This window comes from Pseudomonas sp. 05N433 (genome assembly GCF_056396925.1).
This window is the reverse complement of record NZ_JBFTML010000043.1, coordinates 22,809-34,814: the sequence shown is the minus strand read 5'-3', so window position 1 is coordinate 34,814 and position 12,006 is coordinate 22,809. Positions and strand designations below refer to the sequence as shown.

Genomic DNA, 12,006 nt, shown 5'->3' with positions numbered 1-12,006 from the left:
GATAAAAAATGCCCGCCCATGCGCCGGGATTTCTCGTTGAGCCTCTACCCAATCCTGAGCGTTGGCCTCTGCCCATGAGTCGTTTCGAGGTCCTCCTGAATTTCAGCTATAAACTTGCCTATCGCTCGATTGCAATTGAGGCTGGCTGTACTAATTCCCGTAACCAACAGCTCTACTCGACCAGAGACAGGCTCGAATATCAGAGCTTGCAGTGATCCGCTTTGATCGACTCGGCACTCGCAGGACAGGGGACGGAGTGCTGACTCGATGATGTGACGCAACTCAAGCGTGGATAGCATGATGACTCCAGTGAAGACGGTGGACTCGGGAAGGGCGAGTGTTGAACCGTCTCATAGCTGGAGTGTGAGGGACGCCGTCGGGGTGGTCTGTTCGCTAGAACACGCAGGTGCGGGTCAGCAAGACGGTTTTAACGGAACATAGGGCAACAGGCGCTCGGTTTCTTTTCTGACGACGGCGTAGCACTCGCAACTCAGTTGCTCAAGTGCGGCCCTGTCCAGCACCTTGATATGGCCACGGCTGTATTCGATGACGCCCAGGCGTTGCAGTTTGCCAGCGGCATCGGTCACGCCTTCACGGCGTACGCCGAGCATGTTGGCGATCAACTCCTGGGTCATGATCAGTTGATTGTCTTGCAAGCGATCGAGAGACAGCAGCAACCAGCGGCACAATTGTTGATCGATCGAGTGGTGGCGGTTGCACGCGGCGGTCTGCGCCATCTGGGTGATCAACGCCTGGGTGTAGCGCAACATCAGCAGGAGCATCTCCCCGTGGCGATTGAACTCATCCTTGAGTCGCTGGCTGGGTAACCGAAAGGCATGCCCGGCGCTCTGCACGATCGCCCGGCTTGGTGTGCTTTCACCACCCATGAAGACGGCGATGCCGATCAAGCCTTCATTGCCTACCACTGAAATTTCCGCCGATGCGCCGTTTTCCATCACATACAGTAAGGACACGATGGCGTCGGTGGGGAAGTAGACGTGCCGCAGGACATCCCCGGATTCGTAGAGCACCTTGCCGAGCGGCAGGGTGATCAGTTCGAAGTAGGGCAACAAGCGCTCCCTCGATTGTGCAGGAAGGGCCGCCAGAAGATGGTTCTGTTGTGGCTTGGGTGTATCAAACATATCAGCCAGCATCCGAGGTTGAGACTTCCAATACCTAAAGATTAATCCATGGCGCACGCCGTACGCTGCCATATGGGGCCGTCCGTCGGTTTTGCCGGCACATTCAATTCGGGCCAGGCCCTTGGACGGCCGTCGAGGATTGGCGGCTCCATAGGCTCCTTGTCATCTTTCAGGCCTTTGAAGAGCGGCGTAACGGAGGAAGACGATGCGAGCGCTTCGATCAGGCGTGAGTGCTATTAAGTGCAAAGAAGCGTCAATGGCTCACCAGCGGCAACATCACCACGAACTCACTTCCCTTACCATTACCCTCGCTCGTGGCGGTGACCTTGCCACCGTGCGCTTCGACCAGCTCCCGAACGACGGTCAACCCGATGCCCAAACCGGAGCCGTTGAAACCTATGGCGTGTTCGTCTTGAACATAAGGGTCAAAAATAAAAGGGAGTGCTTTAGCCGAAACGCCGATTCCATTGTCGGAAATACTTATCTTCAGAACGTCGGCCTCTACCGTGGCAGACAGCTTGATTCTGCCTTCGGCCGGAGTGTACTTGGCCGCATTCGCCAGTAGATTGTGAAGAATCTGAGCGAGGCGTCCTGAATCACCATTCACCATCAAGGTGCCATCTGGAAGATGGACGTCGAACTGCTGCTGTTGCGCGATCATCACAGGACCACACGCATCAACAGCCTCAATCAGAATTTGCATCATGTCGACATCGCGGCGATTGATTCGCAGCTTGCCCGTGCTGGCGCGGGAGACGTCGAGCAGATCGTCGACCAGCTGTGAAATATGCTGTACTTGACTCTCAATCAACTCTCGCATTCGCGGCAGTTGGTCGCTAGGCAGTCGAACCATACGCTCTGCAATCATGCTGATAGGTGTTAACGGATTTCGCAGCTCATGGGCCACCATAGCCAGTACGCTTTTCTGCTGGCTCAATGCGCGCTCGGCTGTAGCCTGAAGGTCTTGAGCGCTGAGCGCAGCCATTACCAGCTGCGCATTAGCCTCGCGCAATTGCTGGTACAAACGCTGCTCCTCCAGACGAGGGGGGGTACAGCGTCTGATTGCGCCAAGAGTATCGCCAGTACCAGCTGCTGATTGGCCTCGATCACTTGCTCGACCTGCTGGGTATCTGCCAACCGGCTGCTGGCGTCGCTCAACTGTTTTTGCAGTGCTGCCAGTACGGCGCGCGCTTCAACAGTTTTTTGTCCAAGCAGGAAGAGTTCGTGAGCAGCATTGGCCATCTCACGTTCCTTCTTGCCACCGGCTTTACTCATGAGTCGGGCTCAAACATTTTTATCTCCCGTACGTACCGCTCCTGAACTCTGTTTTGTCGGTCGACCACCGAGCAGCCCCTCCTGGTCCGGCAGCATTTCGCCGATCTGGAGGCCGTTATCGTCGATGTGGTACTGGCGCAACTGATCTGAATGGGCGCTGGCTCGGACCTTGACCACGGCCATGATCCGCAACAAGCGGCTCTCTACTTCAATATAGCGTTGAACGATGATCGCATCGGTGAGAAAGGCGGTGCCGTAAGGACTGAAACGCAGATCGGTGTAGCGGTCTTCCAGCTCGGAGGTCATCAACACACTGACCCCGGCGCCGGTCAGCGCGGTGACCATGCGTGACAGCGACTCGCGGAAGTCATCGCGGAAGGTCGGCGCCAGCGCCAGTTCGAAGCCCGACAGCGAATCGATGACCACGCGGGTGGCTTTCAGCCGGGTGATCTCGCTCAACAGCAACTGCACGATTTCGTCGATGGAGAGGTCCGGGGCCCGGCTGTCCACCAGACCGACCTGGCCACTCTGGATCAGGCCAGCGAGGGTGGCATTCTGGGAGTGATTGGGCCGCTGTTCGAACACCGCGATCACGCCGGTTTCGCCATTGCGCGCGCCTTCAGCGAGAAATGTCGCGGCCAGAATGCTTTTGCCCGAACCCGAAGGCCCGGCTACCAGCAAGGAATAGCCACGGGGCAGACCGCCGCCGAGCATCTCGTCGAGCTGCGGCACGCCCATCTTCAGGCGCTTGATAGGGAACTCCAGCGGCGCTTCAACCGGGTTGGGGGCCGTCGGCGCAAAGACCTTGATCCCCGACGTCGCGATGCGGAAGGTATGCAGCCCCGGAAGTGTCGGTTGGCCGCGCATCTTCATGATTTCCATCTTGCGCACCATGGAATTGCGTTGAACGCTTTGACGCAGCCAGATCAGGCCATCGGCCACGGTGAAAATCGGGTTGGTGTCGGTTTCGGTGAAATATTCGCCGATCAGGAAGGTCGTCGCCTGCCAGGTGGTCATCAACATGCCCAGTTGCTGAATGAACTGCGGCAGGTTGTTGTTGGGGTTGTCCTGGGTTTGGCTGGCCAGCACCACCGAACGGAACGAGTCGACGAACACCAGCGACGGAGAGTGCGCCTCCACCTCGCTGACGATGCGCCGCAGCACTTCGTCCAGATTTCCGGCGAGGGTGTCGTTGGCCAGGTTGATATAGCGAATCGAATGGTTGATCGCTTCACTGTCGAAAAAATCGAATTGCTGTTGATAGCGCAGCATCTTCAGTGGCGGCTCGCCAAGCACCGTAAAGAACAGCGCCGGACGTTCGGGCGTCGCCAGGGCAAACATCATCTGGTGAGCGAGGGTGGTCTTGCCGCAGCCGGGAGGGCCGGCGATCAAGTTGAACGAAAACTCCGGCAAACCTCCGCCCAGCACCTCGTCCAATCCTGGCACGCCGGTGGCCAAGCGGTTGATAGTCACTTTGGTGCTCATGGCGAATTTTCCTGCGATGGGGTGTCGCTCAAAGAAGGTTCCCACACGTCACGAAGCAACCGTGCGGTGAGCGAGGGCCCGATCAGCGTGGTCAGCAGTTCGTAGAAGGTGATCAGCATCACTTCACCGAAAAACAACGCATCGGCTTCGCTTTGTTCAACGAGTACGGATTTGAGGGCAGCCAGATCCAGCGCGGCCTGCACGCGGTCATAGGTACCGGCCAGGCGCGGATGAGCGCAAGTGCAAAGCTGGAGGCTACGGCGGTAAAGCGCGGCAACCCCCTGCGGCCCAATGATGGGCGTGAGGGCTGCGTCCATATCCTGCAAGGTTGAAACGATCGCTTGGGCGACCCTCGCAATGTCCGCGTCGGGACCAACACGGTGCGCCAGAGAAGCTACGATCTGGCGGCTCTCTTCGCTTAGCGTGGACATGACGGACTAATATCTGATGGACAGAGCCTGATGGTACACCTTATCTCGAGTTTATCGAGACTCAGTTCTGAGGCAGTATTGAAAAAGCAGTCTGATTGTCCTTTTGGCTGTGATCTGAGCTTGATCCCATCGGTACGGGCTGGAGAATCGGTTAAAGCAAGGGTGTGATCGTCTCTTTTTCTGACGATGCCGAGAGAAAAACCTCCTTTTTACCGGCGCCAGTGGCTCGCTGTGGGGCGGTACGGTGCTACGAGACGGACGCGTTGTGCTGGCTGTGCAATCTCATCTGCCCATTACAACCTATCTGAAAATATTCAAATCTCAGTGAAAATGACCGTCTACGCTTGCGTGTGTGCGGTGGTGATTTTGGTGATGGGTATCTCATGAGTCTGAAGAAAACCGTTGCACAACTGGTGACTTTGGCCGTAGTCGGGTTGGCGGTGCTGCTCGGTTGGTTTGCTTGGGATCATTACACTCGATCACCCTGGACTCGTGATGCGCGAGTGCGTGCCGATGTGGTGACGCTATCAGCCGAGGTCTCGGGACGCATCATTAGCTTGCAGGTGCAGGACAACCAGCATGTGCAGAAGGGCCAGTTGCTGCTGGAAATCGACCCGGCGCGTTACGCACTGGCGGTCGAACACGCGAAGCGCTCAGTCGAAGTGGCGAAAGCCACTGAGGGCCAGTCGAAGGCATCAATCATTTCCAGTGAGGCCTTACTCAAACAACGCCAGAGCGAAGAGCAGAGGCGAAGGACGCTCAAGCAGCGTTTCGCGATCTCCGGCGAAGAGTGGGAAAAGTCCAGTACCGAAGTGGCGGTAGCTCAGGCGGACCTGTTGAGAAACCAGGCCAACCTTGGCTTGGCGCAAGCCAATGTGCAGCTGGCTATTGCGGCCTTGACCCAGGCCGAGCTGGATTTACAACGAACCCGAGTGGTGGCGCCGGTCAGTGGCTATGTGACGAATCTGCTGACCCGCGAGGGTGACTTCGCTAGTGGTGGCGGTGCGCTGTTGGCGTTGGTTGACAGTCAATCCTTTTATGTTAGTGGCTACTTCGAAGAAACCAAGTTGCCGCGAATCGAGGAGGGTGATCGGGTCAGGATCGAGTTGATGAGCGGCGAGACCTTCGGCGGCACCGTACAAAGCATCGCTTTTGCTATCGCCGACCGTGAGAACTCCCCCGGCAGTCGCCTGCTGGCCAACATCAACCCCAGCTATACTTGGGTCAAACTGGCGCAACGAGTGCCGGTGCGGATTCAGATCGACGCCGACTATATCGCCAAAAACAGCCTGCGTGCCGGGACCACGGCCACGGTGACCGTCATGGAAAACCGGGATAATCAGGCAACCCACTAACCCCATATGGGGACGGGCTTATGTGGCGAGGGGGCTTGCCCCCGTTCGGCTGCGCAGCAGTCGTAGATTGGGGCCGCTTCGCGACCCAACGGGGGCAAGCCCCTCGCCACAAAGGCTCGCTCCCACAGGGATATGCGTTGAATTAAAGACCGACAAAAAAAAGCCCCGTGACCGAATGAGGCGCGGGGCAAAGAATTTGGTTGGGTTGCGGCCAACCAAAGGGGCACGTTAAAGCATTACTTGCTGGCGACCGTCTCTGGCTGCCAGCCGCCGCCGAGGGCTTTGTAGATCGCGACGATGCCGCGATACAAATCGACTTCGGCCTGGGCCTGGGTGTCTTCGGCTGCCAGACGCTCACGCTGGGCATCGAGCAGGACGAGGAAGTCCACGGTGCCTTCGCGGTAGCGAATTTCGGCGAGGTCCGCAGCGGCGCGGCTTGATTCGCTTTGACGAATCAGCGAAATCAGGCGCTGCTGGCGTTTGCCGTAATCACTGAAGGCGTTCTCCGATTCTTCCAGTGCCAGCAATACGTGCTGCTCATAGGTCGCCAGGGCGCCTTCGGCTTCAGCATCGGCACCGCGCAAACGGGCGCGCACGCTGCCCAGGTCGAACGCCGCCCAGGTGATGCTCGGGCCCAGTGCCCAGGCATTGGCCGCCGACGAGCCGATCTGCGAACCGCGCCCGGCAGTCCAGCCAAGAAAACCGCTGAGGCTCACCCGAGGGAACAAATCAGCCTTGGCCACGCCGATGCGGGCGGTGGCAGCCGCCAATTTGCGTTCGGCGCTGCGGATGTCCGGACGCCGTTGCAACAGCTCGCCCGGATCACCGATGGGCAGGGCCTTGGCGATCGCCGGCAAGTCTTTTGGACTCAGGTCGACGGTCAGCTTGTCTGGACGTTCACCCAGCAGGGTGGCGATGCGGTTGCGCTGACGAACCTGTTCGGCTTGCAGTTGCGGCACGCTGGCTTCGACAGACGCCAGGCGCGCATCGGCACGAACCACGTCCAGCTGATCGCCAACACCGGCGTCACGCAGGCTTTCGGTGATCTTGCGTGACTCCTGCTGATTGTTCAGGTTGGCCAGCGCGATTTTTTCTCGCAGTTGCGCGCCGCGCAGTTGGCCATAGGCGTCCACCAGTTCGGCAATCATGGTGACTTGCAGTTGGTAAAGATCGGCTTCGGCCGCTTGCTGCTCAGCGTCGCTGGATTCCAGGTTGCGCTGGATGCGACCGAACAAGTCCAGTTCCCAGGCCATGTCCAGGCCCAGGTCATAGCGTTCGCTGTTGACCCGTTTGGTGGTCTGACCCGGAATCTGCCCTTTGCCCAGATCGCTGCTCGCGCGGCTGGTGATGGTCGGCATGGCGTCATTGCTGGCGTCATCGCGAATCGCTCGGGCCGCTTTCCAGCGGGCAAAAGCCACACGCAAATCACGGTTGCCCTGCAAGGATTGCTTCACCAACTGGTTGAGGGTCGGATCGTCGAATTGCTGCCACCAGATGCCTTCGAAACGGGCGCGGTCAATGTTCTTCTGACCGGCGCTGCCATCGTTGGCGGCCGTGATGTTGGCCGCCTCGGTGGCTGGGGTTTTATAGTCCGGGCCGACGGCACAGGCGCTCAGCGCCAGTACCAGCAGGCTCGGCAGGAAGGCTTTCAGGCTCATTGTTGCGCCTCCAGTTGCTTTTCCAATTTCAGTGCCTTGGCCGCTTTGCGTTGCTCACCGCGCTCCACAAAGTTGCGAATCAGTACGTAGAACACCGGCGTCAGCAACAGACCGAAGAAGGTCACCCCGAGCATCCCGGAGAACACCGCCACACCCATGGCATGACGCATTTCGGCACCCGCACCGCTGGAGAAAACCAGTGGCACAACACCCATGATGAACGCGAAGGAGGTCATCAGGATCGGCCGCAGACGCAGACGGCAAGCTTCCAGTACCGCTGCCAGCGGGCCGAGACCTTCTTCCTGCTTATCCTTGGCAAACTCGACGATCAGAATCGCGTTCTTACACGCAAGTCCCACCAGTACGATCAAGCCGATCTGGGTAAAGATGTTGTTGTCGCCGCCCGAGGCAATCACCCCGGTAATGGCCGACAGCAGGGTCATCGGTACGATCAGGATCACCGCCAGTGGCAGGCTCCAGCTTTCGTATTGAGCCGCGAGCACCAGGAACGCCAGCAGTACGCAGAGCGGGAACACGAACAGCGCAGTGTTGCCGGACAAAATCTGCTGGTAGGTCAGGTCGGTCCACTCGTAGGTCATGCCGTTCGGAAGTTCATCCTTGAGCAGTTTCTCGATGGCTTTCTCGGCCTGGCCGGAGCTGTAGCCTGGGGCTGCCGCACCGTTGATTTCAGCGGTGATGAAGCCGTTGTAGTGCATCACGCGGTCTGGCCCCGAGGTGTCGCTGACCTTGATGAAGGTCGCCAGCGGGATCATCTCGCCACGGTTGTTACGCACTTTCAGCTGACCGATCTGGTCCGATTCGAGGCGGAACTGTTGCTCGGCCTGAACGTTGACCTGATAGGTGCGACCGAAGCGGTTGAAGTCGTTGGCATACAGCGAACCCAGGTAGATCTGCAGGGTGTCGAAGATGTCGCTGACGGCCACGCCGTGGGTCTTGGCTTTTTCCCGGTCGATGGCGGCATCGACCTGCGGCACGTTCACGGTGTAACTGGTGAACAGACCGGCCAGTTCTGGCACGCTGCGGCTCTTGGCGATGATGTTCATGGTTTCTTTGTACAGCTCGTCATAGCCCAGGTTGCCCCGGTCTTCGATCTGCAGGCGGAAACCGCCAATGGTCCCCAGGCCTTGTACCGGCGGTGGCGGGAAGATCGCCATGTAGGCTTCCTGAATCCCGGCGTACTGGCCGTTCAACGCACCGGCAATCGCACCGGCGGACATGCTCGGGTCTTTACGCTCGTCGAAAGGCTTCAGGGTGACGAACACGATGCCGGCGTTAGGGCTGTTGGTGAAACCGTTGATCGACAGGCCGGGGAAGGCCACCGCGCTTTCCACGCCAGGCTGTTTCAGGGCCAGGTCGGACATGCGCTTGATCACGTCTTCGGTACGGTCCAGGCTCGCGGCATCCGGCAGTTGCGCGAACGCCACCAGGTATTGCTTGTCCTGGCCAGGTACGAAACCGGTCGGGGTGTTGGAGAAACCGAAGAAGGTCAGCACCATCAAGCCGGCGTACAGCAGCAGGGCGATACCGCTGCTGCGGATTACCCGGCCCACGGTGCCGACATAGCCATGGCTGGCCTTGTCAAAGAAACGGTTGAACGGACGGAACAACCAGCCACCGAAGATCTTGTCCAGCACCTTGGAGAAGCGGTCCTTCGGCGCGTCATGGCTCTTGAGCAACACAGCGGCCAGTGCTGGCGACAAGGTCAGCGAGTTGAAGGCCGAGATCACGGTCGAAATCGCAATCGTCAGGGCGAACTGTTTGTAGAACTGACCGGTCAAGCCGGAGATGAACGCAGCCGGGATGAACACCGCACACAGCACCAGCGCCGTCGCGATGATCGGACCGGTCACTTCACGCATCGCACGCTTGGTGGCTTCTACCGGAGTGAGTCCGAGCCCGATGTTTCGCTCGACGTTCTCCACCACCACGATCGCATCGTCGACCACGATACCGATGGCCAATACCAGTCCGAACAGCGACAGGGCGTTCAGCGAGAAGCCGAACAGGTGCATCACGGCAAACGTACCGATCAGCGAAACCGGCACCGCCACCAACGGGATGATCGAGGCGCGCCAGGTTTGCAGGAAGAGGATCACTACCAGCACAACCAGGATCAGTGCTTCGAAGAGGGTGTGAACCACCGCCTCGATGGAACCGCGCACGAAGATCGTCGGGTCATAGACGATGCTGAAGTCCATGCCTTCCGGGAAGTTCTTTTTCAGCTCGGCCATTTTCGCCCGAACGTCGTTGGAGATCTGGATCGCGTTGGAGCCTGGGCGCTGGAAGATCGGGATCGCCACCGCCGGTTGGTTGTTCAGCAAGGAGCGCAGGGCGTATTGGCTGGAGCCGAGTTCGACACGAGCGATGTCTTTGAGGCGAGTGATTTCACCATTTTCGCCAGAGCGAATGATGATGTTCTCGAACTCTTCCTCAGACACCAGACGGCCTTGGGTGTTGACCGACAGCTGGAATGCCGTGGCATTCGGTGCAGGCGGAGCACCCAGGGCACCGGCCGCCACTTGACGGTTCTGTTCACGAATCGCGGTGACCACATCGGTGGCGGTCAGGTTGCGCGAAGCGGTCTTGTTCGGATCGAGCCACACCCGCAGCGAGTAATCGCCCATGCCGAACAGCTGCACATCACCGACACCGCCCAGACGCGCCAGCTCATCCTTGATGTTGAGCAAGGCGTAGTTGGACAGGTAGAGCATGTCGTAGCGTTTGTCCGGCGAGGTCAAGTGCACAACCATGGTCAGGTCGGGCGACGCCTTGTCGACGGTGATACCGATGCGCGTCACTTCCTCGGGAAGTTTCGGCTCGGAACGCGTCACGCGGTTCTGCACCTGCACCTGCGCGTTGTCCAGGTCGGTGCCCAGGGCGAAGGTGATGGTCAGGGTGATCTTGCCGTCAGCGGTGGATTGCGAGGACATGTACAGCATGTTCTCGACGCCGGTGATGGCTTGCTCCAGAGGAGCAGCCACAGTTTCACCGATGACTTTAGGGTTGGCGCCGGGGAAGTTGGCACGGACCACCACGGTTGGCGGCACCACTTCCGGGTATTCGCTGATCGGCAACTGGAACAGCGAGATGGCACCGGCGATCAGGATCAGCAGCGACAGTACCGCTGCGAAAATCGGCCGTGAAATGAAGAATTGGGAGAAATTCATCGGAGTAATTGCCCCTTAACCGCGTGGAGTCGCAGCAGCCAGTTTCACAACCGTACCCGGCGCGACCTTGGCAGGTGCGACTTGGGGCAGGTTGCTGGCTTCCAGCGCTTGTCGTTGTTGAGCGAGAGCCGCGAGGGTTTCCTTGCTGGCCATCGGGATCACTTCAGGGCTGACCGGCGAACCAGGGCGAACCCGTTGCAAACCCTTGACGATGATGGTGTCGTCTTTGTTCAGGCCGCTGCGCACGATGCGCAAACCTTCGATTTTCGGACCCAGCTCGACGGGGCGATAAGCCGTTTTGTTGTCGGCATCCATCACCAGCACGAACTTTTTACCCAGGTCGGTACCGACCGCTTCGTCGTTGATCAACACCGCGGAGTAGGTGCCGCTGCCCACCAGTTTCAGGCGTGCATAAAGACCCGGGGTGTAGCTGCCGTCTCTGTTGTCGAACACCGCACGACCGCGGATGGTGCCGGTCTTCGGGTTGACTTGGTTGTCGACGAAGTTCATCTGGCCCTGGTGCGGGTTACCGTCTTCATTGGACAGGCCCATGTAAACCGGGGTGGTGGCGCCGCGTTGACCCTGGCGGGCGAGCTGGTTGTACTTGAGGAATACACGCTCGTCAGCGTCGAAGTAGGCGTAGACCTTGTCGGTGGACACCACGCTGGTCAGGGCGGTGGTATCGGCGGTCACCAGGTTGCCGGCGGTGATTTCCGCACGGCTGACGCGACCGCTGATAGGCGCAGTCACGCGGGTGAAGCTCAGGTTCAGTTTGGCCAGGTCCAGTTGTGCCTGAAGCGCGCCGACGGCGGCGCGAGCTTCTTGAGCAGCGCTGGTGCGCGAGTCGGCGAGTTCGGCGGAAATCGCGTTGCTGGTGCGCAGACGTTCGCCGCGTTGGGCTTCGTTTTCACTGCGGGTGGCTGTGGCGCGAGCTTGCGCAACCAGGGCTTCGAGGCGGCGGACCTCAGCCTGGAACGGACGCGGGTCGATCTGGAACAACAGATCGCCTTTCTTGACCAATGCGCCTTCGGTGAAGGTTACGTCATCGATCTGGCCGGAGACCCGTGGACGAATCTCTACCGTTTCCGGCGCTTCCAGGCGCCCGGTGAATTCGTCCCACTCGTTGACTGGTTGCTCCAGCACCTTGGCCACGCTGACTTTGGCCGCGGGCATGGTGGCGGCAGCGTCCGGAGTCTTGCCGCAGGCGCTCATCACCATCACGGCCAACAGGGCCAAGGGGAAGCGCAAATGTTTGAGTGACTGTTCCATGGATGCATCCGCCAATGTATTGAGATGGGCGGATAATGCTTGGCGGGGCGGTATCAAACGAATCGAACGAGGCAAAGGTAACTATCATTCGGAATGATATAAGCCAGAAGCAAGCCCTCTAGCATGCACCTTTCGTTAGCGGGCTATCAAATGAAATGATGACAATTGTGTGTTGCGGGGAATGCAAAGGTTTGGCTTGAAAC

At 59.1% G+C, this 12,006-nt stretch carries 10 protein-coding genes; 1 reads left to right on the top strand and 9 read right to left on the bottom strand.

The annotated features are described in order from the left end of the window. Positions 1-44: 44 nt before the first annotated feature. The 6 genes from AC1DIS_RS21325 to AC1DIS_RS21300 all read right to left on the bottom strand — a co-directional run bounded on the left by AC1DIS_RS21325 (position 45) and on the right by AC1DIS_RS21300 (position 4,333). Positions 45-299 (bottom strand): DUF1652 domain-containing protein, encoded by a 255-nt coding sequence (locus tag AC1DIS_RS21325; RefSeq protein ID WP_111453637.1) that lies wholly within the window; start codon positions 297-299, stop codon positions 45-47. Between the two features lie 114 nt (positions 300-413). Further along, entirely contained in the window at positions 414-1,142 is a 729-nt protein-coding gene (locus AC1DIS_RS21320; RefSeq protein ID WP_105342226.1) for a Crp/Fnr family transcriptional regulator, read from the bottom strand. Between the two features lie 253 nt (positions 1,143-1,395). Further along, positions 1,396-2,166, bottom strand: a complete 771-nt coding sequence (locus tag AC1DIS_RS21315; RefSeq protein ID WP_225602874.1) for a sensor histidine kinase — start codon at positions 2,164-2,166, stop codon at positions 1,396-1,398. Continuing rightward, positions 2,127-2,417: a hypothetical protein gene (locus tag AC1DIS_RS21310; protein WP_477748737.1), complete on the bottom strand. Its 291-nt coding sequence runs from the start codon at positions 2,415-2,417 to the stop codon at positions 2,127-2,129. Before AC1DIS_RS21310 ends, AC1DIS_RS21315 begins: the two co-directional genes overlap by 40 nt. 9 nt (positions 2,418-2,426) lie before the next feature. Next, the gene (locus AC1DIS_RS21305) at positions 2,427-3,902 is read right to left on the bottom strand and encodes an ATPase domain-containing protein (protein WP_111453638.1); all 1,476 of its coding nucleotides are present in this window, start codon (positions 3,900-3,902) and stop codon (positions 2,427-2,429) included. Then, the gene (locus AC1DIS_RS21300) at positions 3,899-4,333 is read right to left on the bottom strand and encodes a hypothetical protein (RefSeq protein ID WP_225602876.1); all 435 of its coding nucleotides are present in this window, start codon (positions 4,331-4,333) and stop codon (positions 3,899-3,901) included. Before AC1DIS_RS21300 ends, AC1DIS_RS21305 begins: the two co-directional genes overlap by 4 nt. A gap of 383 nt (positions 4,334-4,716) precedes the next feature. Between AC1DIS_RS21300 and AC1DIS_RS21295 the strand changes: the two genes are divergently transcribed. Beyond that, complete coding sequence (locus AC1DIS_RS21295) at positions 4,717-5,688, top strand: HlyD family secretion protein (protein WP_374727782.1); 972 nt, start codon at positions 4,717-4,719, stop codon at positions 5,686-5,688. 236 nt (positions 5,689-5,924) lie between these two features. Here the strand turns inward: AC1DIS_RS21295 and AC1DIS_RS21290 are convergent, their stop codons facing one another. The 3 genes from AC1DIS_RS21290 to mexE are packed head-to-tail and all read right to left on the bottom strand — an operon-like array spanning position 5,925 to position 11,803. After that, positions 5,925-7,346: an efflux transporter outer membrane subunit gene (locus AC1DIS_RS21290; protein ID WP_477743055.1), complete on the bottom strand. Its 1,422-nt coding sequence runs from the start codon at positions 7,344-7,346 to the stop codon at positions 5,925-5,927. Then, a complete protein-coding gene (locus tag AC1DIS_RS21285; RefSeq protein ID WP_018926020.1) occupies positions 7,343-10,534 on the bottom strand; it encodes an efflux RND transporter permease subunit in 3,192 nt (1,063 codons plus the stop codon). The genes AC1DIS_RS21290 and AC1DIS_RS21285 overlap by 4 nt, the downstream gene beginning before the upstream one ends. A gap of 15 nt (positions 10,535-10,549) precedes the next feature. After that, entirely contained in the window at positions 10,550-11,803 is a 1,254-nt protein-coding gene (gene mexE, locus AC1DIS_RS21280) for a multidrug efflux RND transporter periplasmic adaptor subunit MexE (RefSeq protein ID WP_018926019.1), read from the bottom strand. Positions 11,804-12,006 lie beyond the last annotated feature (203 nt).

Coding starts and splice junctions, on each gene's coding strand:
- AC1DIS_RS21325 (WP_111453637.1), bottom strand. CDS start 299: ATGCTATCCACGCTTGAGTTGCGTCACATCATCGAGTCAGCACTCCGT.
- AC1DIS_RS21320 (WP_105342226.1), bottom strand. CDS start 1,142: ATGTTTGATACACCCAAGCCACAACAGAACCATCTTCTGGCGGCCCTT.
- AC1DIS_RS21310 (WP_477748737.1), bottom strand. CDS start 2,417: ATGAGTAAAGCCGGTGGCAAGAAGGAACGTGAGATGGCCAATGCTGCT.
- AC1DIS_RS21305 (WP_111453638.1), bottom strand. CDS start 3,902: ATGAGCACCAAAGTGACTATCAACCGCTTGGCCACCGGCGTGCCAGGA.
- AC1DIS_RS21300 (WP_225602876.1), bottom strand. CDS start 4,333: ATGTCCACGCTAAGCGAAGAGAGCCGCCAGATCGTAGCTTCTCTGGCG.
- AC1DIS_RS21295 (WP_374727782.1), top strand. CDS start 4,717: ATGAGTCTGAAGAAAACCGTTGCACAACTGGTGACTTTGGCCGTAGTC.
- AC1DIS_RS21290 (WP_477743055.1), bottom strand. CDS start 7,346: ATGAGCCTGAAAGCCTTCCTGCCGAGCCTGCTGGTACTGGCGCTGAGC.
- AC1DIS_RS21285 (WP_018926020.1), bottom strand. CDS start 10,534: ATGAATTTCTCCCAATTCTTCATTTCACGGCCGATTTTCGCAGCGGTA.
- mexE (WP_018926019.1), bottom strand. CDS start 11,803: ATGGAACAGTCACTCAAACATTTGCGCTTCCCCTTGGCCCTGTTGGCC.